Annotated in this window: 29 protein-coding genes and 2 pseudogenes; 17 read left to right on the top strand and 14 right to left on the bottom strand. The window is 64.5% G+C overall.

What is annotated here, in order from left to right:
- Nucleotides 1–150 precede the first annotated feature (150 nt).
- From BJQ95_RS06645 to BJQ95_RS06640, 3 genes are all read right to left on the bottom strand, one after another.
- Nucleotides 151–1,620, bottom strand: a complete 1,470-nt coding sequence (locus BJQ95_RS06645; protein WP_130178528.1) for an FAD-binding oxidoreductase — start codon at nucleotides 1,618–1,620, stop codon at nucleotides 151–153.
- Between the two features lie 217 nt (nucleotides 1,621–1,837).
- Entirely contained in the window at nucleotides 1,838–2,041 is a 204-nt protein-coding gene (locus BJQ95_RS19515) for a hypothetical protein (protein ID WP_370688405.1), read from the bottom strand.
- Nucleotides 2,004–2,231, bottom strand: coding sequence for a recombinase family protein (locus BJQ95_RS06640; protein ID WP_370688376.1), 228 nt, complete (start codon nucleotides 2,229–2,231; stop codon nucleotides 2,004–2,006). The genes BJQ95_RS19515 and BJQ95_RS06640 overlap by 38 nt, the downstream gene beginning before the upstream one ends.
- Nucleotides 2,232–2,407: 176 nt before the next feature.
- Between BJQ95_RS06640 and BJQ95_RS06635 the strand changes: the two genes are divergently transcribed.
- The 4 genes from BJQ95_RS06635 (at nucleotide 2,408) to BJQ95_RS06620 (ending at nucleotide 4,732) form a co-directional block, all read left to right on the top strand.
- Nucleotides 2,408–2,839, top strand: a complete 432-nt coding sequence (locus tag BJQ95_RS06635) for an SRPBCC family protein (RefSeq protein WP_130178529.1) — start codon at nucleotides 2,408–2,410, stop codon at nucleotides 2,837–2,839.
- Nucleotides 2,840–3,315: 476 nt separating this feature from the next.
- Entirely contained in the window at nucleotides 3,316–3,534 is a 219-nt protein-coding gene (locus tag BJQ95_RS06630; protein ID WP_130178530.1) for a TraY domain-containing protein, read from the top strand.
- Nucleotides 3,531–3,797: a type II toxin-antitoxin system RelE/ParE family toxin gene (locus tag BJQ95_RS06625; RefSeq protein WP_130178531.1), complete on the top strand. Its 267-nt coding sequence runs from the start codon at nucleotides 3,531–3,533 to the stop codon at nucleotides 3,795–3,797. The genes BJQ95_RS06630 and BJQ95_RS06625 overlap by 4 nt, the downstream gene beginning before the upstream one ends.
- A 29-nt stretch (nucleotides 3,798–3,826) precedes the next feature.
- The gene (locus tag BJQ95_RS06620; protein ID WP_130178532.1) at nucleotides 3,827–4,732 is read left to right on the top strand and encodes a phosphotransferase; all 906 of its coding nucleotides are present in this window, start codon (nucleotides 3,827–3,829) and stop codon (nucleotides 4,730–4,732) included.
- Nucleotides 4,733–5,108: 376 nt separating this feature from the next.
- On the opposite strand, the gene BJQ95_RS06615 is transcribed toward BJQ95_RS06620, so the two are convergent.
- The 5 genes from BJQ95_RS06615 to BJQ95_RS06595 form a co-directional block, all read right to left on the bottom strand.
- Entirely contained in the window at nucleotides 5,109–5,372 is a 264-nt protein-coding gene (locus BJQ95_RS06615) for a type II toxin-antitoxin system RelE/ParE family toxin (protein ID WP_130178533.1), read from the bottom strand.
- Nucleotides 5,369–5,644, bottom strand: coding sequence for a type II toxin-antitoxin system Phd/YefM family antitoxin (locus tag BJQ95_RS06610; RefSeq protein ID WP_130178534.1), 276 nt, complete (start codon nucleotides 5,642–5,644; stop codon nucleotides 5,369–5,371). Before BJQ95_RS06610 ends, BJQ95_RS06615 begins: the two co-directional genes overlap by 4 nt.
- Before the next feature lie 117 nt (nucleotides 5,645–5,761).
- On the bottom strand, nucleotides 5,762–6,130 hold the full coding sequence (locus BJQ95_RS06605) for an aminoglycoside phosphotransferase family protein (protein ID WP_130178535.1): 369 nt from the start codon (nucleotides 6,128–6,130) through the stop codon (nucleotides 5,762–5,764).
- Between the two features lie 195 nt (nucleotides 6,131–6,325).
- Nucleotides 6,326–6,742, bottom strand: a complete 417-nt coding sequence (locus BJQ95_RS06600) for a DUF5684 domain-containing protein (RefSeq protein ID WP_240694855.1) — start codon at nucleotides 6,740–6,742, stop codon at nucleotides 6,326–6,328.
- Between the two features lie 256 nt (nucleotides 6,743–6,998).
- Nucleotides 6,999–7,484 carry an SMI1/KNR4 family protein gene (locus BJQ95_RS06595; RefSeq protein ID WP_130178536.1) on the bottom strand — a complete coding sequence of 162 codons (486 nt, stop codon included), beginning with the start codon at nucleotides 7,482–7,484 and terminating at the stop codon, nucleotides 6,999–7,001.
- A gap of 400 nt (nucleotides 7,485–7,884) precedes the next feature.
- Here BJQ95_RS06595 and BJQ95_RS19510 point away from each other — a divergent pair.
- A pseudogene (locus tag BJQ95_RS19510) lies at nucleotides 7,885–8,076 on the top strand (GNAT family N-acetyltransferase); the annotation flags it as partial.
- An 84-nt stretch (nucleotides 8,077–8,160) separates the two neighbouring features.
- Here the strand turns inward: BJQ95_RS19510 and BJQ95_RS06590 are convergent.
- The 3 genes from BJQ95_RS06590 to BJQ95_RS06580 all read right to left on the bottom strand — a co-directional run bounded on the left by BJQ95_RS06590 (nucleotide 8,161) and on the right by BJQ95_RS06580 (nucleotide 9,596).
- Entirely contained in the window at nucleotides 8,161–8,538 is a 378-nt protein-coding gene (locus BJQ95_RS06590) for a type II toxin-antitoxin system death-on-curing family toxin (RefSeq protein ID WP_130178537.1), read from the bottom strand.
- Nucleotides 8,535–8,738 (bottom strand): ribbon-helix-helix protein, CopG family, encoded by a 204-nt coding sequence (locus BJQ95_RS06585; RefSeq protein ID WP_205750184.1) that lies wholly within the window; start codon nucleotides 8,736–8,738, stop codon nucleotides 8,535–8,537. Before BJQ95_RS06585 ends, BJQ95_RS06590 begins: the two co-directional genes overlap by 4 nt.
- A 150-nt stretch (nucleotides 8,739–8,888) precedes the next feature.
- Entirely contained in the window at nucleotides 8,889–9,596 is a 708-nt protein-coding gene (locus tag BJQ95_RS06580) for a pentapeptide repeat-containing protein (protein ID WP_370688375.1), read from the bottom strand.
- 348 nt (nucleotides 9,597–9,944) lie between these two features.
- On the opposite strand from BJQ95_RS06580, the gene BJQ95_RS06575 reads away from it, so the two are divergent.
- The 4 genes and pseudogenes from BJQ95_RS06575 (at nucleotide 9,945) to BJQ95_RS06560 (ending at nucleotide 11,249) form a co-directional block, all read left to right on the top strand.
- Complete coding sequence (locus tag BJQ95_RS06575; protein ID WP_165384987.1) at nucleotides 9,945–10,088, top strand: hypothetical protein; 144 nt, start codon at nucleotides 9,945–9,947, stop codon at nucleotides 10,086–10,088.
- A 206-nt stretch (nucleotides 10,089–10,294) separates the two neighbouring features.
- Nucleotides 10,295–10,379: pseudogene (locus tag BJQ95_RS19505) on the top strand (DUF1232 domain-containing protein); the annotation flags it as partial.
- A gap of 305 nt (nucleotides 10,380–10,684) precedes the next feature.
- The gene (locus tag BJQ95_RS06565) at nucleotides 10,685–10,915 is read left to right on the top strand and encodes a ribbon-helix-helix domain-containing protein (RefSeq protein WP_130178540.1); all 231 of its coding nucleotides are present in this window, start codon (nucleotides 10,685–10,687) and stop codon (nucleotides 10,913–10,915) included.
- Nucleotides 10,902–11,249: a type II toxin-antitoxin system PemK/MazF family toxin gene (locus tag BJQ95_RS06560; RefSeq protein WP_130178541.1), complete on the top strand. Its 348-nt coding sequence runs from the start codon at nucleotides 10,902–10,904 to the stop codon at nucleotides 11,247–11,249. The genes BJQ95_RS06565 and BJQ95_RS06560 overlap by 14 nt, the downstream gene beginning before the upstream one ends.
- A 180-nt stretch (nucleotides 11,250–11,429) precedes the next feature.
- Here BJQ95_RS06560 and BJQ95_RS06555 read toward each other — a convergent pair whose 3' ends face one another.
- Nucleotides 11,430–12,665, bottom strand: a complete 1,236-nt coding sequence (locus tag BJQ95_RS06555; protein WP_130178542.1) for a low temperature requirement protein A — start codon at nucleotides 12,663–12,665, stop codon at nucleotides 11,430–11,432.
- A 282-nt stretch (nucleotides 12,666–12,947) separates the two neighbouring features.
- Here BJQ95_RS06555 and BJQ95_RS06550 point away from each other — a divergent pair, with 282 nt between their 5' ends.
- The 5 genes from BJQ95_RS06550 to BJQ95_RS06530 are packed head-to-tail and all read left to right on the top strand — an operon-like array spanning nucleotide 12,948 to nucleotide 19,552.
- Nucleotides 12,948–13,892, top strand: coding sequence for a phosphate/phosphite/phosphonate ABC transporter substrate-binding protein (locus tag BJQ95_RS06550; RefSeq protein WP_130178543.1), 945 nt, complete (start codon nucleotides 12,948–12,950; stop codon nucleotides 13,890–13,892).
- A gap of 59 nt (nucleotides 13,893–13,951) precedes the next feature.
- Nucleotides 13,952–14,788, top strand: a complete 837-nt coding sequence (phnC, locus tag BJQ95_RS06545) for a phosphonate ABC transporter ATP-binding protein (RefSeq protein WP_130178544.1) — start codon at nucleotides 13,952–13,954, stop codon at nucleotides 14,786–14,788.
- The gene (gene phnE, locus BJQ95_RS06540; protein ID WP_130178545.1) at nucleotides 14,785–16,512 is read left to right on the top strand and encodes a phosphonate ABC transporter, permease protein PhnE; all 1,728 of its coding nucleotides are present in this window, start codon (nucleotides 14,785–14,787) and stop codon (nucleotides 16,510–16,512) included. Before phnC ends, phnE begins: the two co-directional genes overlap by 4 nt.
- Nucleotides 16,509–18,413 (top strand): TIGR03364 family FAD-dependent oxidoreductase, encoded by a 1,905-nt coding sequence (locus tag BJQ95_RS06535; RefSeq protein WP_240694856.1) that lies wholly within the window; start codon nucleotides 16,509–16,511, stop codon nucleotides 18,411–18,413. The genes phnE and BJQ95_RS06535 overlap by 4 nt, the downstream gene beginning before the upstream one ends.
- Nucleotides 18,410–19,552 (top strand): zinc-binding dehydrogenase, encoded by a 1,143-nt coding sequence (locus BJQ95_RS06530; protein WP_130178546.1) that lies wholly within the window; start codon nucleotides 18,410–18,412, stop codon nucleotides 19,550–19,552. The genes BJQ95_RS06535 and BJQ95_RS06530 overlap by 4 nt, the downstream gene beginning before the upstream one ends.
- An 8-nt stretch (nucleotides 19,553–19,560) precedes the next feature.
- Here the strand turns inward: BJQ95_RS06530 and BJQ95_RS06525 are convergent, their stop codons facing one another.
- Nucleotides 19,561–20,301 carry a GntR family transcriptional regulator gene (locus BJQ95_RS06525; RefSeq protein ID WP_240694864.1) on the bottom strand — a complete coding sequence of 247 codons (741 nt, stop codon included), beginning with the start codon at nucleotides 20,299–20,301 and terminating at the stop codon, nucleotides 19,561–19,563.
- Between the two features lie 115 nt (nucleotides 20,302–20,416).
- Between BJQ95_RS06525 and BJQ95_RS06520 the strand changes: the two genes are divergently transcribed.
- The 3 genes from BJQ95_RS06520 to BJQ95_RS06510 are packed head-to-tail and all read left to right on the top strand — an operon-like array spanning nucleotide 20,417 to nucleotide 22,346.
- Nucleotides 20,417–21,049 (top strand): NAD(P)-dependent oxidoreductase, encoded by a 633-nt coding sequence (locus BJQ95_RS06520; protein ID WP_130178547.1) that lies wholly within the window; start codon nucleotides 20,417–20,419, stop codon nucleotides 21,047–21,049.
- Nucleotides 21,049–21,489, top strand: coding sequence for a MarR family winged helix-turn-helix transcriptional regulator (locus BJQ95_RS06515; protein ID WP_240694865.1), 441 nt, complete (start codon nucleotides 21,049–21,051; stop codon nucleotides 21,487–21,489). Before BJQ95_RS06520 ends, BJQ95_RS06515 begins: the two co-directional genes overlap by 1 nt.
- Nucleotides 21,489–22,346: an SDR family oxidoreductase gene (locus BJQ95_RS06510; RefSeq protein ID WP_130178549.1), complete on the top strand. Its 858-nt coding sequence runs from the start codon at nucleotides 21,489–21,491 to the stop codon at nucleotides 22,344–22,346. The genes BJQ95_RS06515 and BJQ95_RS06510 overlap by 1 nt, the downstream gene beginning before the upstream one ends.
- 34 nt (nucleotides 22,347–22,380) lie before the next feature.
- Here the strand turns inward: BJQ95_RS06510 and BJQ95_RS06505 are convergent, their stop codons facing one another.
- The gene (locus tag BJQ95_RS06505; protein ID WP_130178550.1) at nucleotides 22,381–22,980 is read right to left on the bottom strand and encodes a TetR/AcrR family transcriptional regulator; all 600 of its coding nucleotides are present in this window, start codon (nucleotides 22,978–22,980) and stop codon (nucleotides 22,381–22,383) included.
- Nucleotides 22,981–22,983: the final 3 nt, after the last annotated feature.

Genomic DNA, 22,983 nt, shown 5'->3' with positions numbered 1-22,983 from the left:
CCGCGTCAACGTCGCACCCGTCGGCAAGGCTCAGCTCAGAGGCTGCAGCAGCTACTCGTCCTCGAATCGAAGGCTCCGGCAAACGTCGTGACCTGCGCGGCCGCGACGGCCTCTACCGGTCTCACGTGGGTTCTGCCGTCACTACGTGAATCAAGCGCGCTGCAAGGTCGGATGGAAGCGGCGATCGTATCTTCTGGAAATGGCGTCCAGCTGCGGGTCCTGCGCCTGCTCGGGCAGCCAGATATCACCGCGATAGGGCCGCCCTGGCCCGGCGTCCTGGCCTGACAGCAGAATGAGTCGGATCCTCTCCGTGAAGCCGCGACTCCAGGCTTCCTCGGTCGCGGGATGATCCCAATGCAATTCGAAACGCGCCAGCGCCTCGCCCAGAGGCATGGCGCAACTGCCCTGCAACTCCGTCATTCGGCCGCCACCGAGGATGACCAAGGCGTACATCCTCTCGCGCAACGGATGCTCTTGCGCCGATTCGAATGCGGCGTAAAGATCCACAATCATCGGCTCGCAATCGGGAACAACCCAACTCGAGATAGACGTCGCGTAGGAACTGGCCATTTCCCGCTTGGACGAGGACTCACTCCAATACCGCAACGGATCGGAGTGCAGCGCCTGAGCGGTCACCTCGCCCAGCATCTCCGGCCGGGCGGCTAGAAAGTCCGACGCGGGGAGCATCCGCAGATCGACCAAGGTCTTTTCCGACCACTCCGAAAGGTCCCCCACGACGTCGGCGACCCTGTCGCCCAGATACTCACGCATTATTCTCACGGTGGTTTCGGCGGAATGAAGGCTTACGACATTGAACGAGCAAACCGGAGCCAGCTGGTCAGGTTCGAAATGCATGCGTACCGAGACCGACACCTCGCGGGGCAGCGCACCGGATCGTTCGAAGAAGCCTTCGGCAACGCAGGTGGCGAGTTCCTCGTGCGTCATCCGGGTGAAGCGCCACGTTGCAAGCGCCGGCTCGTCGAATACCTGCAGGCGGATCTCGGTGACGACACCCACCCCGGCGATGGCTCCGCCCCGCATCGCCAGCAAAAGGTCGGGATGGCATTCCTCGTCCACCTCGAGGACGCTGCCGTCCCAGAGCACGACGCGACCTCCCACGACCGATTGACACCCCAGACCGTCCCGACGAGCGAAGATAAGGTCCCACCCGGCAGTGAGAAAATGCCCGCCCGCGCCGACACCGAAGCAGTCGCCATGCGGTACCGCCTTGTGATTCCTCGCCAGGATGTCGATGGTCTGTCCGAGAACGCAGCCGGGTTCTAGAACCAAAACGTCGCCCGCGATGCGGCGCTGGGTCATGCCCGCCATATTGATCATGATGCCGGCGCAGGTCCCGCCGTTGAAGTAGCCGTGCCCGCCGCTCCTCACCGACACCGGAACGGTTTCGTACAGATTCAGTTCGGCCATCAACAGCAGAGCCTGCGAGACGCCCCATTCGCTGCGCGGAGAGACGATCACGGCTGGCACCTCCGCCGCGCGGTCATGCATGGCGGAGTTCGGCGGGAAATCTATGCCGTTTCCCTCTTCAACAGGGATTCCCCTCAGCCTCAGACTGTCAATGAACTCTTGGTAGTCAGGTAGGTCTTCGTAAACGTGCATCCGGTGACTCCTAGCGACGACTGTGGAGTTCTCAGCACGTGCGCGCCGTGCGGAGAACTCCAAATCGCAGGACGTGGAGACGCGAAAATCCACTGCTCCTCGTCACCAACAATAGGGAACGGGTCCATTCACGCGCCACGGCGATGGCAGGATTCCACGTGCCGTTTGGCACCCGTTAACTCCGACTGAAAACAGGGCCGGCCGGCTCGAGCCGGTGTCACGCGCGCTGATCGTCGGCCACGGCGCCGCGGGAAGACCGAGCACCGGCGCCGGCGAAAAGGAAGGTGAGGATCACGGCGGTCCCGGTTGCGGTCAGCCAGTCGACAGCGCGAGCACCGACCGCATCCCAAGACGGGTCGGGGAACGAACGCGACAAGAAGGTTCTAGCCCGGATCAGATCGGACTCGAACTCGGCGACCATTGCGAGCACCTTGGAAAGGGAGCCGGCCGACAGGATCCTTGAGATAGTGGACGGACCCTCCGATGCTCAGTTTCACGTCCTTGGCGGTGAGTTCGTCGATGATGTCCTTGGCGTCGCGGAGGGAACGTGCCTGGCGGTCGAGTTTGGCGACGACCAGCGTGTCGCCGCCGCGGCAGGCCGGGCCGGGCACGGGTGGTGCCGGTCAGGGCGTGGCTTGCCCGACAGGCGTAATTTTGTCAGGGCGGCTTCGTCGAAGTAGACAACAGCCGGGAGTTGCGGATGCCCGGCTCGAGAGTGCCGAGTTCATTTCCGCGACTCGCGTCACTATGGCCGCGGCTCGTGCGATCAACTTGAGGAAGGAACTCGATGATTCGATCAGAGTCCAGCGTTGAGGTGCCGCGTTCGGCAGAGGATGTCTTCGCTTTTCTGGCAGACGGCACCAATAACGTCAAGTGGCGAAGCGGCGTGCACGCGATCCGTCACATTCGTGGACGGGGAGTGGGCGCTGAGTTCGAGCAGCTTCTCACCGGCCCGGGTGGTAGAACAATGCGTGCGAACTACCGCGTGGTGGCGTCGAAGGAACCGACCCTGCTTGAGTTCGAGGTTACCGCCGGACCGGCCCGGCCTCGAGGGTCATTCACGATCACCGCTGTCTCATCTGGCTCATGCCGGGTCCTATTCAAGATAGAGCTTGAGCCACATGGCGTGATGAAATTTGTGCGAGGGATGATTGAAGCGCAAGTGGCCGCGGAGGCCGCCGCAATTCAGAACCTTCCCCGGGCGATGCGCAGCGCGTAGCGCGGCTTCGGGCTTTCATTTGCCATTCACGATTGCACAGCTATCAGTACACGCCTGCACAACCGGTTCGGTGATTGCTTAACGAGGTCTGGTCTGCTCAGTTGGCCTCTGGATTGGTCGCCCCGTCGTGGGGCTTGTCTGCCGGTTCGGGGTGTCCTGACGGACGAGGGACGAGTTACGTCGTGCCCTGCGTGTCAGGGTTGGTGAGGAGTGGTGACCGCCAACTACTTCCATTGGTTGCGCCCGTCAGTCCGTAAGTGTCGCTGGCAAGCGATTGCTGGGCCTGGCAGGTTCCCGTGTGACACACCATCGGCACGCTTGGCAACCGCGCGGAGAAGCCAAGAATTCGTCGCGCATAAGGTCCGGCTTGCGGGCAGGACTCGCATCCCGCTCGTGCTGCGGAGAGAATCAAGGCATCCGCACATACGGCGGCTTCTGGTGCTATATTTGTATAGCACCCTGAGGAGAGGTTCCCCATGCCGCAAATCAATCTCCGCGTTGACGATGAAACAGAACGCCGCTTGCAGCACCTGGCTGAGCGTACTGGTCGTTCGAAAACGTTCTACGCGACCGAGGCGTTGAACCAGTATCTGGACGAGAACGAAGATTACCTCCTGGCTAAGGATGCGCTCGAGGAATTCACTCAGTCCAACGACGACGCGATTGACCTCGGCGATGTTGTCTGGCCCGCGTGAGCTACACGATCAGATTCACTCCGAATGCGGCAAAACAGGTCAGAAAGCTCGACTCGACCGCCGCGAAACGGATTCGCGATTTTCTCGAGCAGAAACTCGCCCAGCTAGACAATCCGCGCCAGCTTGGCAGGAAGCTTGTCAACGAAGAGTTCTGGCGCTACCGGGTCGGCGACTACCGAATCCTCACGAACATTGACGACGACCAGATCCTCATTCTCATCGTCGAGGTCGCACACCGACGCGAGGTCTACAACAAGTTCTAGACAGGGTTCCGTTTGCGGGCGCCGCGTGCATGAGGATTGACTATGTGATGCATGCGGGTCAAGTGGAGCTTGCCGCGGACGAGGTGGCCGCGGCGATTGCGGCGCAGTTTAGAGATTTTGCGGGGTTGCCCGTAGAGCGTGTCGAGTCAGCCGGCACCGTTGTCGCGCCGTTTCGCGTCGGTGAGCACATTGTCGCCCGACTGCCGCTCGTGCCGACCGATTCGGATGTCGCGCGAGAGAATGTTCGCGGTGAACACGAGCACGCGGTCTTTCTGGCGGACCTTCTCGACGTTGCCGTGCCGCAGCCGATTGGTGTCGGTGAACCGTTTGAAGTGTACGCGGGTGTTTGGTCCCTCTGGACATGGTTACCTGGAAGATCACTCGACCGGCTATCAGTGTCTCGGGATGTTCGGCTCGCGACTGACCTCGCAACCGTTATCGGTTCGATCCAGTCGGTGCGGTCGGGCGGTCGGCCGTGGAATGGCGTGGGTCGAGGGGGAAGCCCGCTCGCCGATACGACTTGGGTGCGGGAGTCGATTGACCGATCAGCCCATCTCATCGATCGGGTGAGGGCGACTGCCGTGTGGGAGCGGGCGCTATCGGCCCGACCACATATCGACGCTCCGCTGCGCATCCATGGCGACCCGATGCCTGGCAATTTCCTCATGAACGACGGTGTGCTCACGGGCATGGTGGATGTTGGAATGCCGGCAATTGGCGATCCGGCCGCAGATCTCCAGCCTGCGTGGGTTCTCTTCGAGGAACCGGCACGCAGTGTATTCGTCACCGCAATGGGGCTCGACGTTGCGGCCCAGGAGCGCGGACGTGGCTGGGCTTTCGAGATGGCGATTGGTGGCCTGCACTACTACGAACACACCAATCCGGTGTTCTTTAGCCAGGCGTTGCAAACCTTGGAACGGCTATTGACTGAATAAGCACCGCCGCACGGAGCTCGGCCCGTCGGCGCGCAAGCGGCCGTCTTTCGCGATTCAAGCGCGGCACTGAGCCTTCCCCAACGCCACTCCCCCGAGACTTCTGAACCTCGGCGAATTAGCGCCGAATCAGCAGCCGTGGACGTCCCTCGGCGCGACAGCCAGGGACCGCTTCTCCCGACTTCCGTGGGGCCCGCGGCCCGGGGGCTCTGGGAGGGGTGGCCGGGTCGCTCCCGGCGGCAAAAGTTTGCTCGGAAATGCAGATTGATCGCTGCGCCCGTATAGCTCAACCACCGCGTCGCCAGACGTTGCGTCGACGCATCTTCACTCGGGCCCTGTCTTGAAGTATCCAAACTAATGGAGTCGATTGCGGGATCACTTATCGGGATTCGTATATCTCGCGACGATGTCCGAGTCGGAGGATGAGCACGATTAACAGGTCGTCGTGGATCTCGTAAATGATGCGGTAGTCACCCGTTCGGACCCGCCATTCGCCAGAGCCCCCGACGAGTTGGATCGCCTTGGGTGGCCGCGGATCGTCTGCCAAGAGGTCGATCGCCGCTTGAACTCGACGTCGGACCTGCGGATCGAACTTGCGCAGTTGCCGTTCAGCGGCTGGTGCGATCTTCACCGAGTAAGTCATACGAGGCCGAGGTCCGCCTTCACCTGTTCCCAAGGAGTCGGTTCGCTTTTCGTGCGCCGCATCTCTTCTCGCGATGCCTCAGCGGCACGAATATCGGCCATGTCCTCGGCCAATTCAATGAGACGCTCCAAATCGTCGGCGTCGATAACAGCCGCGACTCGCCGCCCGCGGCGAGACAAGAAGACCGGCTCGTGCTCGGTACGAGCGCGGTCGATGATCGATGCGAGCTGGTCGCGTGCATCAGAGATGCTGACAGGGACTTTGGTCGACATGCTTCAATCGTACATTTAACCCACAGGATGTACTAGAGATCTTGAAATGTACAACTAGCCTCCCGCTAGGGGTTCCCGAGTGGACGGGTCTTACCGGCGAGGCCGTGCGCCTTGGCGCTAACTGAACTCGGCCAAGATGGCCTGCGGGGTCCAAGGCCGTCCATCGCAGTTGTTGGTCCACGTCACCGAGAGCGCGCACCATGCGATGACCCACGATCGCACCACGTCAAGGTCGAGCCCTGACTGCTCACTGACGATCGACAGGCGCCGGTGAAAGTGAGACACCGCCAAGTCTGTGGCGGGATTGCAGAAAACATTGGCATAGTCGAATGCGCGGTGACCAATCAAGCCCTTCGGGTCGATGGCCAGCCAGCGGCCATCGAAATCAAGAACATTGCCGTGATGGACGTCGCCGTGGAGAACCACCTGCGCTTCTGGAGCCGAGGCCTCCAGCAACTCTCGCGCCATGGTTGCCGCTCGCGCCATGCGACCGGTCTGAAGGCGTGCGGGCTGCCAAGCAACAACAACTCTTTACCCACAGTTCTCACCGCCACTACGCACGCAGACCGCCCGCCTCGCTCAAGCCGTTCACTTCCGTCACAGCATCAGCATGCTTGGCAATCGCGCAACGCGGCCGCATATCCGTCCCGTTGAGCGTTCCCGCTTCGGGCCGCACGCGGGCTACGCCGTCTGCATCGTCTGTCGGCCGAGGTCGCCGACGAACTTGGATGGACCGTAGCCGATGATGAGATAGCCGAGGGGAGAGAACAGCCAGAGCAGGAAAATACTGAACGCTCCACCCTTGCCAAACGCACGACCACAGCCGAGCGCAACAACGATGCCCACGATGATGTTCACGATTGGGATGAGGTACAAGACAGTCAGTGCCCCATGATGGCCAGCGATTTTGACCAAAACGTAAGTGTTCACGATCGGAATCAGCGCGCCCCATCCGGCAACGCCTGCCTTCGCGAAAACTGGCCACAGAGCGATAACCGTAATCGGGTAGAAGCCCACACAGACGAGAAGGTATGCGGTGGTGTAGCTGCCGGCATTCTGGGAGCCTGCCAATTCGCCGACCGCGTGCACATCGAACACGAAGTCCCCCCCCTATTACACTCGCCACCCTAGCCCAGTGACGCACGAGGGCCCCTAGGCGGTTCCCAAACGCCACTCCCCCGAGACTAAGAAATGCGGCGGGTTGGCGCCGATTCTGCGTCCATGGACGTCCGTCTTGTGGGCCACCTTCGGGGAGTAGCACTCGACCTTGGCGCCGCGACGCTGCACGCCAATCGGTGATCAGACGATGAGCAGAGCCCCATGCAGCGCCTGCGTAAGCAACTGGCAGACGCGGTCACATTCGCCAGCGGTCGGGCGTCGACGGGTAGTTCTCGGGACGATATCGCCAGCGGCCATTTTCAACATACCAATAGCCGATCTCAACGGCGAGTATCCAGCCTTCGATCGACTCGGTGAGGGTGAACTTTGGGAAGGCGTCCAATGGCGATGTCGGATCTTGGATGAGCACCGGGCAGTCCCCGAGTCCTGGGTCTGTCACATCTATCTCCGTCGACGTTTGGCCGCCTTTCAAGGTCACCCATCTGGTGGCTGCGGACGGTTCCCGATCCGCGCCCCAGGTATCATCAGCATCTCCGGCCCGGCGGATTCGCAAAGTAAGAGCTGCCCAATCGATCGCTGCTGTCAGTTGCGGAAATAGATTCCCGAAGCCGGAGTTGGCTGTTCTGTCTGCGCCGTCGTGCCAACCCCACAGCGCGCGGACATCGGCTGGTAGCGGGAGCTGGTACTTGCGTTCGATCTCGTCGAGCTCAACCTGGGTCAACCCGGGGCGGAATCCCTGAAGGCTACCAGCCCCGATGGACAGCGCTAACGCTGTCCATCGGTCCAACGCATCGACGACAGATTCAGCCGACAAGTGTTGCCGTTTGTCTGTTGATGTCGACCTTTAACATGAAGCTGACAGTATCAGTCGACCTTCCCAGGGCGAAGATCCCCTCCACCAACGGCACATGGGATCCGTCCAACCGCGACTGTGCCATTCCCAGGAGATGGATTGGCCTCAACCTGAACCAGTCTGCTCTGAGCGGCTCCTGCTTGCACCCCTCTCGGTGGAGCATGCAGCTTCGATGGTCGACGTTCTGGCCGACCCGTCCCTATACAAATACACCGGCGGCAAAGGTCCGTCCTTAGACCCGCTCCACAGCAGATACGTCGCATAAAAGGTGGGTCAGTCTGATGACGGTTCCAAACAGTGGCTGAACTGGCTAGTCACCGACCGAGACACCGGTGAGTCAGGCGGTTTCGTACAGGCAACCGTCGAGTGCGACTGTTCGACGCTCGTTGCTGAGATCGCCTGGGTAATTGCGCCGAGGCGCCAAGGCATAGCCACAGAAGCTACCCAGATGATGATCGGATGGTTGCGAGCACACGAGGTTAACCGCTTCACCGCACATTTCCTTCCGGAGCACCGGGCCCCGAATGGCGGCGGCCACGTCGCCTCAGCGCTCGTCGCTGCCGACGTCAATGCGTTCCGCGATATCCGAAACGTCATCAAGGCGCCCGAATCCAACATCCATGATGAATTCGTAGGCCTCATCATTGGACCAAGTCAAGCGTCTTCCGTTCATACCAAGGAAGGCGATCAGCGCAGCGAGACTCAGCATCATATTTCCGTCAATCAAGCCGCGATTGCGGGCCAGGGAATGCGTCAGCGCCGCGGCCTTCTCGCTGAGACTGCCGTAGGCATCCCTTTCGAACGCGCTCGCGCGCGGACGAGCCAGCGCCGACTCGAGCAGGCCCTGGTCACGGACCGGCATGTCTCCCCCGAGAGCTCGCTGCCCGACGTAGAGGAGGTCCGCGTAAGTGAGGTAAATCACTTTCCGAGGCGTTCAAGCGCTTCGGCGTAGCGCGGAAGCTCCTCGGCAAGGACAGTGCTCAGTAGATCCTGGCGACTGTGGTTCTCAACGTATTCCCGCACCGCCTGCTTGGCGACCTCCTGCATGGACCGTCTCTCGTACTCGGCACGGCGACGCAGGGCGTCCGCCTCAGCATCCGTCAAGCGAAGGGTCATAGGCATGCACACATGGTATCACCGGTGACACCTTTGTCGACAGGGTTCCGATAAGGGTTCCCTTCTGAAACAGCAGCGCCACGCTGGGACATCGCGCGGAGATGCCAAGAATTCGTCGCGCAGACGGTCCCGCTTTCGGGCAGCTCGACCCGGCGCTCAGCGCGCCCAGTGGGTCAGCCGCTTCACCCCTTCAGGTAACAGGGTGTTGGCATCGCCATTGGCCGCATTCACTTGCATCTGAGTGAGGAAAATCGCCTCAGAAAGGTCGGCGCCACTTACGTCGGCGTCGCGTAGATCGGCAGCGATGAGATCGGCACGCCGCAAGTCTGCCTCTCTCAAGACGGCCCCGATTAGCCAGGATCCGCGAAGGTCGGCTCCGCGCAGGTCCTGGCCGGACAGGCGGGCACCCATGAGATCGGCGCCGGAGTGAAAACGCTTTGAAATTCTGGGCATCTGGGAATCCCCCGCTCCGTTGCGAACGAGCGTGCTTGCCTCGGAGAGTAGCGCATTCACTCGATTTCGCACGCCGTCGACGTTGAGCGCAAGGATTTCCTCCGCCGATCCTTCTGTGAGCTGCTCCACCTCCACGTACATCTCGTTCAATTCCGCAGTGATCGGCCGCGTCTGCACGCGAGCGCTCACAGTATGCAAGTACCAGAGCATCTCGTGCAGTTGCCGCACAATCGGGAACACCGTAAACATCGGGCCACGCACATCGAAATCCTCGCGCCAATTCTTGCCGCCGAAAGTAGTGCCCGTCACTTTCTGGCCCGCTCCATGGCAGTCGAAGACCGTGCAGCCTCTGAAGCCGCGATCGCGCAGTGTCGGATGAATGCGGCAGCGGAAATCCTCCTCGAGGTTCACGCATGGGTCGCCAGCCGGCTTGTCAAGAGCGAAATCCGCAGACCGAGCGAAAGCGAGAGCAACGCAGCACAAGCCCACGCAATTAGCGCAGTCGGCAACGAGGTTGCCGGCTCGATCGTCCGATGACATCGGCAGAGGTGCAGGCACAGGACTCCTCGAAAGGTTGATTGCGAAGGTTTCAGTCTCCCAGAACGGACCGCTTCTGTCCGCACCGCAAGACGGTGCCTCAGCGACACTTCCCGGTCAACGTACCGCGTGCGGTCGTTCTTCTGACGGCCGTGATGCCTCGCAGCGAGGTAACCGCGGCTTTCTTGTCAGCAGCCGATCGCGGACTGCGAGAATCAGTACATGACCTCCATCGATCACGCGGCGATGCTCGTTGGGCGGGAAAAGGGCCTCGAAGGGATCACACTGGGGTGGAATCTCCTCATCGTCTATTACGCGACTCGTGAGGCCCTCAGCATCTTTCCTTCGAACCGGGGCAGCTCATGACGACCTGGTGGGACGTCGCTCTGAGCGTGCTCGGCGGATTGCTGGTGCTGTGGCTGGCCCTTGTTCTGGTTCTCTGGATCGAGCAACGCCGGCATCCTGGCGGTGCTTCACTTCGTGATCTCCTGCGCCTCGCGCCCGACGTCGCCCGGCTACTCAAACGCCTCGCCGCCGATCGAACCGTGTTGATCGGCGTTCGAATCTGGATCGCGGTCCTTTTGCTCTACTTGCTGTCGCCGATCGATCTCATTCCGGATTTCATACCCGTTCTCGGTTACGCCGACGACGCCATCGTTGTGGCGATCGCTCTACGATTCGCGACTCGACGGGCCGGCAGCGATGCGGTCATGCGACATTGGCCAGGAACACCCCAAGGGCTCTCAGCCGTGCTACGACTGGCTGGCGTGCAACCCTCGGCGTAATGCTCGCGTTCACTGAACGATCCGAAACCGCCGAGCAGGCGCCCCGTTGAACCGTCACCCATCGAGTCGAAGCGGGAGATATTGGTCACGACCCTCCTGTCGGCCATCGATGACGCCGAACGTTATGTTGTTTGGATGGGCTTAGCCGTTCTGGTAGTACCGCGGTAGTATTCTGGTATGAAAATCAGCGTTAGCCTGCCAGACGAGGATGTTGCTGTCCTCGACGAGTATGCTCGCGCGGCCGGCCTATCGTCCAGGTCGGCCGCAGTGCACCACGCCGTGCGCATGCTGCGGCTTCCCGACCTGGAGCAGAATTATGAGGCGGCTTGGAGCGAGTGGGAGTCCTCGGGTGACCTCGCGGTGTGGAGCGTGACCGCGGCTGACGGGATTGCCGATGCTGCGCGGTGAGATCCGGCTCGTGGATCTCGATCCGGTGCGAGGGAGCGAGTCCAGCAAACGACGCCCGGCCGTAATCGTCAGCAACGATCGCGCGAATTCGATCGCGGCGCGGCTGGGCCGCGGAGTGGTCACCGTCGTGCCCGTCACCAGCAACACTGACCGGATCTTCCCCTTTCAGGCGCTGTTGCCCGCGGGCGCGACCGGGCTGCCTCAGGACTCCAAGGCCCAGGCCGAGCAGGTGCGCTCGATCGCCGTCGAGCGGCTGGGCGCGATCCTTGGGCGTGCCCCTGCGGATGTCATGGAACAACTTGACGACGCATTACGTCTTCACCTGCAGCTATAGCGACCCCACTGCTCCGCGGCGGGATCCGTTACCGGACTTTTGGCGTGCCCGCTGAGGGTTCCCCTTCGGGACAGCAGAGCGGTTCACCGTTTTCCGGGTCAGGTCTCCCGGTCCTCGTCGGGGTTCCGGAAGGGCGCCACGGTCGCGGAGCCCGGTGAGTGCGGCGTCCAAGCACCATTGTTACGTCGTCGCCGTGTCGGCCTCGGGTTCGCCGTCCGGCCGACTGGAACCATCGCGCCGGGCGCTTACTTCATCGGCGACCACCACCAGCGCGACGATGGAAGTGCTGATCCATAGCAGTGCCAGGCCAGCCAGCGGTGGAAGTACGGTCACGGTGGCCGCATAGACGGCTATGAGGGCGGCGACCCCGACCAGATGCGAGATCAGCCAGGGACGACCGACCGACCTCTTGAACAGCAGATTTCCGATCAGGTAGAGCACCGGGGCGCCGACCACAACCACGAGGCCGCCCGGACTCAGCTGGTCCTCAGGATGAGCGAGGACGAGTTCATCGCCGACGGCGCTCAGCACGACACCCGCGACGATAGGGATGTGCAGGTAGACATAGGTGAGCCGGGCGATCGGTCCGCTCAGCTCCGACGAACGGATGAAGCGAGAGCCGCGCTCCGCGCCATGGTTGAAATACAGCAGCCAGAACAGGATCGTGCCCACAAACGCAGCGAGCACCCCGCCGACGGCGGCGGCGCTGATGTCACCGCGGCTGAAGGCTGTGCCGGTCACCAGCACCGATTCGCCGAGGGCCAGAATGATGAACAGTCCGCTTCTCTCGGCGATATGCCCTCCGGACACCGACCAGGATGATGTCGGTGAGGCGCCGAGGATCGGCGTGTAATAGCGCACCGCCGGCCCGACGGTTTCGAACAGAATCGCCGCCGCCCACAGCGCGAGTTGCGCGTCGCCGCCGAGCACGGCGCCCAGGAGCCAGAGCGGAGCAGAGGCAAGGAACCAGATCGTGATCCGCGTGATATTCAACGCGTTGGACGGATCGACCGCCCGGTAGCACCAGGCCAAGAACGCCGTGCGACCGACCTGCATCACCACATAGGCGACGGCGAATCCCAGCGCCCGGTCGCCGAACGCCCCCGGGATCGAGGTGCTGAGCACCAGACCGAGAAGCATCAGCACAAACAGCATCAGGCGCACCGCGCCGGTCTCCGGGTCGAGCCAGTTCGTCGCCCAGGCTGTGTACATCCACACCCACCAGACCGCGACCAGGATGACAGCGGCCTCCACCAAGCCCCTGATGCTGAGGTGCTCCACGATCGTGTGCGAGAGCTGGGTGATGGCGAAGACGAAGATGAGATCAAAGAACAGCTCGATGAACGTCACCCGGTTCTGGCCCGCACTGTCGTCCCGCGGGCGGAAAAGACGCCTTCGATTCAGACTCAGGGTCATGCGACATCCTTGCGGTCGGCGCCGACCACCGTGGCGGCGATCGCACATATAGAGGACTGGAACAATTGCGGACTGGAACAGGGCAGCTCAGAACACGAACAGAATACTCTGGCGGTCGGTGTGCTGTTCGTGACAACACATCGAACATGGCCGGGGGCACGCACGGAACCTCAGGGTAGGTATACAACAAATGAACGGGATGTGAAATAGCCCAACATAGGTATATTTGTTGGCGGGGTTCGTGTCAGCATTTGAGGGTCCTGCTCCGACCGAAAGGCCGTCATGAAACTCCGCCCCGCCAGAATCGCCGCTGCACTCGCCGGCGCCACCATGCTCACCGTCGCACTCGTCGGCTGTTCCAGCCCGGCGTCCACTGACTCCGGCGAGCCCGCAGCCGCCGCATCCGGTTCACCCGACGGCACCTTCGCTGTCGACGAGAACACTCTGGTGTTCGGTGTTGTGCCCGACTCGGTCGATACCGAGACCAATTATCAGCCGCTGATGGACTATGTCGCGAAGAAGACCGGTAAGTCCGTGGAGTATCACGAGTCGACCGACTACGCCGCGCTCATCGAGGCTGCCATCGCCGGCCAGATTGATGTCGCGTCGTTCTCGGGCTTCACCTACGTCACGGCCGCGAACAACGGCGCCGCCCTCACGCCCATCTCCTCCATCATCACCAAGGAGGGACAGGAGCCCGGTTACTACTCCCAGGCGATCGTGCCGACGGGCAGCGAGATCACCTCGCTCGACGGTTTCGCCGGCAAGAAGGTCTGTTTTGTCGACCCGTCGTCGACCTCGGGCTATCTCTTTCCCTCCTACAAACTGATGGAGGCCGGAGTCGACCCCGAGACTGACATCACCCCGGTGTTCGCGGGCAAGCACGACGTCAGCGTGACCAAGGTGGGCGAGGGCGTCGAGTGCGAGGCCGGTTTCGCAGAGGACAGCGAGGTGGCGCAGTCAGACATGGTCAAGGTCGTCGACGAGACGATGGTGCCCGGCGCGCCGATCGTCATGTCCACCACCCTGCCCGACGATCTGAGGACCCAGCTCGACGAGCTTCTGAGCGAGCTCACCACCGACCAGATCGTCGAAGCCGGCATCGAGGGCGCCGACTCTGACGGCTTCCGCAGCGTGTTCTACGCCACGACTCCGGTCGACGACGCCTACTACGACACGATCCGCGACATCTGCGAGAAGACCAACGCCACGCAGTGCCAGGGCTGACCTGCGCCCACCGCGCACTGGTCCCCTGACGAACCATCAGACGAACCCTGGAGACGACCATGACGAACGATGACGCATCCGCACCCGCAGTGGTGCAGCTCACCGGCGTGACCAAACGTTTCGGCGCGACAACGGCGCTCGAGAACGCCTCCCTCACGGTTCGGCGGGGCGAGGTCGTCGTGTTGCTGGGCCTCTCCGGTTCTGGGAAATCGACCCTGCTTCGGCACGTTGACGGCCTCGACCAGCCCACGTCGGGAGTCATCGAGGTTCTCGGCGAGAGGGTGCCCGACCTGTCCGGTCGCCGGCTCCGCAGCCTGCGCAGCAAGGTCGGCTTCATCTTCCAGCAGTTCGAGTTGGTGCCCTCGCTCACGGTGCTTGAGAACGTGCTGACGGGCTCACTCGCCACCGTGCGTGGCCCCCGGCTGGGCCTCTGGTCGTACGGTGCGGCCGGTAAGCGCGCCGCACTCGGCCACCTCGACAGGGTGGGCTTGCTTGACCGCGCCTACCAGCGCGCCGACACCCTGTCGGGCGGTCAGCAGCAACGGGTGGCCATCGCCCGGGCGCTCATGCAAGACCCGGAGATCCTCCTCGCCGATGAACCCGTTGCCTCGCTCGACCCGGAGTCGAGCGACCAGGTGATGGCCCTGATCCGAGAGATAGCCCTCGATCGCGGCCTCACCGTGATTTGCAGCCTGCACCAGGTTGATCTGGCGCTGTCCTGGGCCGACCGCATCGTCGGGCTCCGGCATGGCGAGGTGGTGCTCGACACCGTCACCGAGGGGCTCACGAAGTCGCGGGTCTCGGAGATCTACGGCCGGGTCGCGACGAGCACCAGGCAGCTCGAGGCCATCCAGAGCGAGTTGATCGCCGACCACGTCGGGGATGTCGTGCGATGAGCACCACACTTCGCCCACACTCCGACGCGGCCCTCCGCCCCGTCGGCCCCCCGTCGCTACCGCCCCGACGTCGACTTTCGCCCGAGCGGGTTGCGGCCGGGCTCACCCTGGCGGCGTTGCTCGTGGCCTCGGTGATCGCCCTCGGCTCCGTGGGCATCGACCCCGCGAAGATGCTGCAGAGCTGGTCGAACGCCGAACGCTTCTTCGGCCGTGTCGGTGCCATCAGCTTCCCTGACCCCGGCGAGCTCGCCTACCTCACGGCGCTCACACTCGGCCTGGTGATCTGCGGCACACTCCTCGCCGCGGTCATCTCCGTGCCGGTGGCCTACCTCGCCGCGTCCAACACCACCCCGGGAACGCTCTGGCTGGCCTGTGCCCGTTTCGTGGGAGTACTCACCCGGGCCATTCCCGACGTCGTGTTCGCGATGGTCTTTGTTCTGGTCTTCTCCCTCGGCACGCTGCCCGGCATCCTGGCCATCGGCATCCACTCCATCGGCATGATCTCGAAGCTGTTCGCCGACGCCATCGAGCAGATCGACGAAGGCCCCCGGCTCGCCATCCGCGCCGCCGGCGGCAGCAGGCTGCAGGAGTTCACGGCGGGAGTGCTGCCCCAGGTGATGCCCTCGTGGGTGGCAACCGTGCTGCACCGCAACGACATCAACCTGCGCGGCTCCGTCATCCTCGGCTATGTGGGCGTGGTCGGGCTCGGCATGGAGATGTCGTTCGCCTTCAAATCGCTCGACTACGGACTCGGCCTCGGCTACGCCGTCGTCATCTTTGTTCTCTGCGTGGTGATGGAGGTTGTCTCCAGCGCCGTGCGGGCCGCGATGCTCGGCATCTCCCCGGCCGGGCGCGGGCTCGGCGACCGGATTCTGCGGGGACTCCGGCGATCGCGGAAACGTCACGCCGGCACCGCCGCGCCCGCCTCTTCCATCGAGGCGCAGTTACACCGTCCGTGGACCCGCACCCGCGTGCGGAACACCGCCTGGGGCTGGATCAGCGTTGCCGTTGTCGTCGGCAGCGTGCTGGTCTGCGACATCCGCTGGTCCGACCTCGTCACGGTGTGGGCCAAGATTCCGGCGATCGCCGGCAAGTTCTGGCCACCCTCGTTCGGCAGCTACGACGCCGGAATCATGTTCGGCGCCATGGGCGAGACCATCGCGATCGCCCTGGCCGCCACGCTGATGACCCTGGTGGTGTCGATTGTGGTGGGCTCGCTCGCGGCCCGCAACGTCGCCCCCAACCGGGGTGTGCGCACAGGCATGCGTTTTCTGCTCGTGCTGGTGCGCGGGATTCCCGAGATCATCCTGGCCATCGTGCTCATCGTCATCACCGGGCTCGGCACCCAGGCCGGAACGGTGGCGCTGGCCGTCGGCGGCGTCGGCCTGCTCGGCAAGCTGATCGCCGACTCCTTCGAGGAGGTGAAGACCGGCCCCGAGCGAGCCCTCACCGCCGCGGGCGCCTCGCGCCTGCAGGTCTACGCCGGCGCCACAGTGCCGCAGGGCACTCCAGCGCTGATCGGCCACACCTTCTACATGCTCGACACCAACATCCGCGCCGCCACCCTGCTGGGCATCGTCGGCGGCGGCGGCGTGGGGTATTACCTGCTGAACGCGAGCCAGGGCTCGAACTACAGCGCCGTCACAGCAATCGTGCTGATGATCCTCGTCTCCGTGCTGCTCGTCGAAGGCATCGCCGTGTGGATACGGCGGGTGTTCCGATGAGCGCCGGTATCCGCACCGCAAGCCGCTACGACGTGGCGGTGGTCGGCGCCGGCATCGTGGGGCTCGGCGCCGCCCTCGCGGCCGTGGACCGCGGCCGCTCGGTGGTTGTGATCGACCGCAGTGCGAGCATCGTGGGAGCCACGATCCGCAATTTCGGGCACCTCTGCTTCACCCCGCAGAGCGGAGCGGCGAGGGACTACGCGCTCACGGCACGTGAGATCTGGCTGCGCCTGGCCCGCGATGCCGGTTTCTGGATCGACGACGCCGGCACCCTCGTCGCGGCTCGACACGACGACGAGCTCACACTGCTACGACAATTCGCCGCTGACCGCGACGGGTGCGCGCCGGGTGACCGCCCACCCCTGGGGCGCGCCGAGGTGGAGCTGCTCTCGCCGACCGAGATCGAGCGCCGGGCGGCCCTGCCCGCCGGCTCGACGATCGGCGGGGCACTGCTGCCCTACGACCTGCAGGTGAACCCGCGCGAAGCCGCTCTGGCCATCCGCCGGTATCTCGAAGGCCGGGGCGTCGAATTTCGGATGCGCACCAACGTCACGCGAGTGGCCACCGGCCGTGTCGAGACGAGTCGTGGGCCCATCGACACCGGGCTCGTCGTGGTGGCGGTGAACCACGACATCGATCAGCTCTACCCCGAGCTGGCCGAGCGGCACGGGGTCACCCGGTGCGGGCTCGACATGTTGCGGGTGCGCGCCGATCTCGCCACGCCGCTCGGTGGCCCCCTGCTGACCGGCTGGTCGCTCATCCGGTACAGCGCCTTCGCCCGGGTGCCGGCCTTCGCCGCCGTGCGGGAGCGGCTGCACCGGGAACGCCCCGATCTCGCCGCGCTCGACCTCAATCAGATGTACACCCAGTTGCCCGACGGATCGTTCATCGTCGGCGACAGCCATTGGACGGGCCCGGCAATCCAGCCCTTCCAGCCCGAAGCGGCGGCTCACGCCTTCCTCGGGGCGTTCGAGGAGCTCTTCGGGGTCTCCCCCGAGGTCCTCGAGCGCTGGCAAGGCGTCTACGCCACCGCGCCGGAGGAATTCCTCGTCGACGAGGTCGAGCCCGGCGTGCTGGTCACCGTTGTCACCACCGGCATCGGCATGACAACGGGTCTCGGCCTCGCCGAGCACGTTGTCGGCGGCTGGCTCGACAACATTTTCGTTCCGCCAACAAGAAAGCACACGATCATGACACTCACTCTCGATCACACCCACGCTCCCGTCGCCGCCATCGAGCTGGTGGTGCTCGACATGGCCGGCACCACCGTTCTCGACGACGGCATCGTCGAGAGAGCCTTCGACCGTGCGGCCCGACGGGTGCACCTCGCCGAGGGCGACGCGCTCGACGAGGCCCTGCAGTACGTGCGGGACACCATGGGTCAGTCGAAGATCGAGGTCTTCCGTCACCTCACCGGCGGCGACGAAGCGGCCGCCCAGAACGCGAACCGCGAGTTCGAGATCGCGTACTTCGAGCTGATCGACGAAGTGGGCGTCCACGAAATCCCCGGAGCGACCGCGGCCATCGCGGAGCTGCGCGGCGCGGGAATCGCCGTGGCCCTCACAACCGGCTTTTCACCGGAAACCCGCGACGCCCTACTCACCCGGCTCGACTGGACCGTCGATGCCGCCCTCTCCCCCGCCGACGCCGGCCGCGGCCGCCCTGCGCCGGACCTGATTCTCTCGGCGCTGATCGCCACCGGCGCGAGCGCGGTCGCCGCCGTCGCCGTCGTCGGGGACACCATCAGCGACATCCTCTCCGGCCGCAACGCCGGCGCCGGACTGGTGATCGGCGTCGTCACCGGCGCCCACACCCGTCAGCAGCTGCAGGATGCGGGAGCCGACATTGTGCTCGACAGTGTGCGCGACCTCGCCGCGGTGCCGCAGCTCGGCCTCCGATGACCCAGGCCGCCAGCGAGCTCCGGCCGGGGCTGTCGGTGCAGCTCGACCCACCGCCGACCGCGATGGTCTGGCTCGCGCCCGGCAAACAGCACGAGGCCATCGCGGTGCCGACAGTCGTGCTCGCGCCCGGCGACGCCCTGGTCGAGATCGAACTGGCGACCATCTGCGGTTCCGACGTACACACCACCCTGGGGCATCGCACCGTGCCCGCGCCACTGGTGCTCGGGCACGAACAGGTGGGCCAGGTCGTCGCACTCGGTACGGGCGCGATAACGGCCGCGGGCTCACCGCTCGCTCTGGGCGACCGCGTGGTCTGGTCTGTGACTGTCGGATGCGGCAGCTGCGCGGCGTGCGGCCGCGGGCTCCCGCAGAAGTGCAGCACCGTCAGGAAGTACGGGCACGAACAGCTCGAGCGTGGCTGGGAACTCAGCGGCGGATTCGCCACCCACGTGCACCTGCGTGCCGGCACAGCTGTCGTGCCGGTGGATCGGGCGCTCGACGCCACTGTCCTCGCTCCCGTGTCGTGCGGAACCGCCACCGCTGCCGCCGCTCTGGACGCAGCGGCGGCCGTCACCCCCATCGCCGGCGAGGCCGTCGTCGTGTTCGGTGCCGGTCTCATCGGGCTCACCATCTGCGCCATGGCGACCGATCGCGGAGCCCGGGTCGTGGTCGTCGACCCGGAGAGCAGCCGCCGCGCGCTCGCCTCCCGATTCGGCGCCGTGGCGACCGCCGACCCGGTCCTGGATCCCGAGGTCGCCGGCAGCCTCGCCCGCGCGCTCGCGACGTTCGACGAGCAGCCCGCCGTGGCTGTCGACGCATCCGGGTCGCCCGCGGCCGTCGCCTCGGCCATCGGGGCGGTGCGGATCGGCGGAGTGTGCATTCTGGTCGGCAGCGTCTTTCCGACCGACGCGGTGCCGTTGGATCCGGAGCGGGTGGTACGACGTCTTCTCACCCTCCGCGGCGTGCACAATTATGCCCCTCGACACCTGATCGAGGCCGCCCGCTTCGTTGAGGCCCGCCATACCGTCTATCCGCTGCACGAGCTTGTCGGCGCGACCGTGGCCCTGAGCGACCTCGACGCCGGCATCGCGGCGGCGGCACACGGCCGCGCGGTGCGAATCGCGGTCGCACCCGACTGACTCTCCCGCTACGCGCCGATCGCTCGGATGAAGTGGCTGCCCTCACGGGCCCGACCCGAGGCCGACACCGTGAAGCGGATGATGTCGCTGCGGTAGCGGTCATCCGAGGCCTCGAAGACCCGGCCGTCGGTGCCGCGAGTGACCCTGTGCAGGCGCAGGATGGGTGTTCCCGGTTGGACATCAAGCAGTCGGCCGTCCAGCTCGTCGGCCGCGACCGCATCGATCTCATGGTCGATGTCGGTGTAGCCCCAGCCGCGCTGGTCGAGGTACTCGGTGATCGACACGGTGTCGAGATCGACATCGAACAGCACCCTGCCGACCTCCTCGATGAAGGTCAATCGCTCGAGCATCGTCGGCCGGCCATCCAGTAGGCGCAGCCTCACCACATCCACGATCGGTGCACCCGTCTCGATACCCAGGGTTCGGGCCTTCTCCTCATCCGCGCGACGACGGGTGATTTCCTGAGTCACGGCTCCGGGTACCGCACCCATGCCCAGGGCCCAGCGCGTGAACGGGATCGAAACATCCGCCGCTTGCTGCGCCTTGCGCTCGGTGACGCGCGCTGGACGCCCGCGGTGCGTCTCGATGAGTCCCTCGGTGCGCAGAGCCGCCAACGCATTGCGAATCGGCCCCCGGGAACTGTGCCACAGCTCGGCAAGCTCACCCTCACTGGGAACCTCGGCGCCCGGCGCCATCTCACCACTGACGATGCGACGACGCAGGTCGTCAGCGATCTGAACGTACAACATTGAAGCCACGTAGGCATACTAGTGGCGGCAGGTTTCCGAAAGCGTTGCGGCTGTCCCGGCCTTGGTTGAAGCGTTCACGATCATCACCTAAAGATTTAGCAGCTAAACTAATTTCATGACCACTATTGGTATCTTCGGCGCCACAGGCAGAACTGGCAGCCGCGTGCTCACTCGCGCCCTCGATGCGGGATTCGAGGTACGCGCTCTCGTCCGAGACCCCGGCAAGCTGACGGTGTTCTCTCCACGACTCACGGTCATTCCCGGGGACGTCCTCGACGCAGCAGCCGTCGACCATACGGTGCGGGGCTCGGATGCTGTGCTCAGCCTCTTCGGGCAGGTGAAGGGCTCCCCTCACACCTTGCAGACCACCGGGACAGCGCTGATTGTGGCGGCGATGAAGCGCGACGGTGTGACTCGCGTCGTCACCCTGTCCGGTGGAGGGCTCCCCGCGCCCTCCGACCGTCCCGGCGTGCCTGACGTGGTCATCCGGTTCTTGCTGAAGACTCTCGCCGGCCACGTGCTGGCCGATGCCAAGGGCCACCTGGCCGTGCTGGAGTCCTCCGGACTGGACTGGACGGTCGTCCGCGGCCCGCGCCTTACCGAGAAGCCGGGTACGGGCTCCTACCAGGTCGGATGGGTCGGGGTGAACGCCAGTACGCAGATCAGCCGTGACGATCTGGCCGACTTCATCCTCACCCAGATCGATGACCGCACCTACAGTGGCCAGCTACCGTTTGTGAGCGCGTGATGGACACTTTGTTCATCGACCGGGCCACGCAGATCGGTAGCGTGTTGGAGTCGGTCATCACGCTGTCCCGCGCGTTGGCCAGCCCCCGGATGACGCCGTTCGGTGACGCGGTTCTCACGCGGACCCAGCTGGAGATCCTGTTCGTGCTGGCCCACGAGACGGAGCCAGTAGCCCCCGGCCGGCTCGCCGCGACGCTTCGAGTCACACCGGGTGCGATTACTCAGACCATGGACCAGCTGCGCGACCAGGATCTCGTCGAGCAGTCGCCCTCCGGCCTCGATGGGCGGGTTCGTGTGTGGCGACTGACCGATGCCGCGGCCACCCAGGTCGCTGCGTTCGAGGCGGCAACGGTCCTGCGAACGACCCCATGGTTCACCTCACTCTCACCCGATGAGCTAGATACACTCGCGGCACTGATCAGCCGGGTCGAGGTCGCGTGATGGGAGCGGTCTTCGTCACCGGCGCGACCGGCACAGTCGGCTCCGCAGTCGTCAAGCACCTGCTCGAGCTCGGGCAGTCGGTGATCGCGGGAATCCGAGACCCGCACGACGCCCACCGCGTGCCGCCCGGGGCAGAGGTCCGGAAGTTCTCCTTCGATGATGCACCGGAGATCATCGAGCAGGCGCTCGAGGGAGCGGATCGGTTGTTCCTCATGCGTCCGCCGGCCATCGCGGATGTGCAAACGAAGCTCTTCCCCGTCATCGACGCTGCGCAGCACCGCGGCATCCGGCAGATCGCCTTCCTCTCGCTGCAGGGTGTGCAGGTGAACCGGAACACGCCGCATCACGCCGTCGAGAAGTACCTGCGTTCGGTGCGGAGCCCCTACACCTTCCTGCGGCCGAACTTCTTCATGCAGAACCTGTCCACAACGTACGCCAGACCAATCCGTGAACGCGGCGAGATCTTCGTCCCCGCCGGCCGGTCCCGCACCGCGTTCATCGACGCGCGGGACGTCGGCCGGGCCGCAGCGGCAACCCTCACCCATCCCGGGCACATCGGAAAGGCGTACACACTCTCAGGCCCACAGAGCCTCAGCTACCGCAAGGTGGCCGAGACCATGACCGACGTACTGGGTCACCCGATTCGCTACGACAGACCCAGCGAAGCCGCCTACCTGGCCCAGCTCACCGCAGAGGGCGCCCCCGCGGACTACATCGCCGTGCAGAAGATGATCCACAGAATCGTGCGACTCAACATCTCGGCGCTCCCCAACCGCTCCATCCGCAAGCTCACCGGGCAGCCCGCGATCACCTTGGAGCAATTCATCGACGACTACTCCGACGTCTGGAAAACCTGACCAAGCGCTCCGCCGGTGCCGGACTCGCCAACGATCAGAGTAGCCGGTGCCAAATCCAAGCGAGGTCGTGCACGGTGCGCGGTGACGATCCGTCGGTCGGCGGGAGCGCCGAGCTGAGCATGAGCGCCGACGCCATCTGGGTGATGAGCGCGGCCGACGTGTCGAGTTCGTCCTCGGATCGGTTCGGGTCGAGGTCTCTGAGTTTGAGCTTGACGATGCTCTGCACCTCGTCTGCGAGGGGCAGCATCCGCATCGCCTGTCGCTCCGCGAGGGCGGGTGAGGTTCTGAGAATAGCGATCCGGGCCCGCAGAAGTTCCTGGTCGACCTCGTCGACCACGGGGATCCGCACGAGATGGAGTGCGCCCGACAGCACCCCGATACTGCGCGAGCTGAGGTACTCACGGGTGCGCTGCTCGTCGATCCGGGGCAGTTCCTTGCCCAGCAGGGCGTCTTCTTTGGTGTCGAAGTGATTGAAGAACGTTCGCTGCGCGATACCGGCTTCCGTGCAGATTTGGTCGACGGTCAGTGCGGCTGCGCCGTGTTCGGCGGCGAGCCGCACTACCGCGGATTCGATGGCGCGAGCGGTCGCTCGACCCCTGGCGTTGCTCCCGCGCGTGCTCATCGTCTCGTTCATGGT

This window comes from Cryobacterium sp. SO1 (assembly GCF_004210215.2).
In the GTDB taxonomy this organism is placed as follows: domain Bacteria; phylum Actinomycetota; class Actinomycetes; order Actinomycetales; family Microbacteriaceae; genus Cryobacterium.
This window is presented reverse-complemented; position numbering and strand designations above follow the sequence as displayed.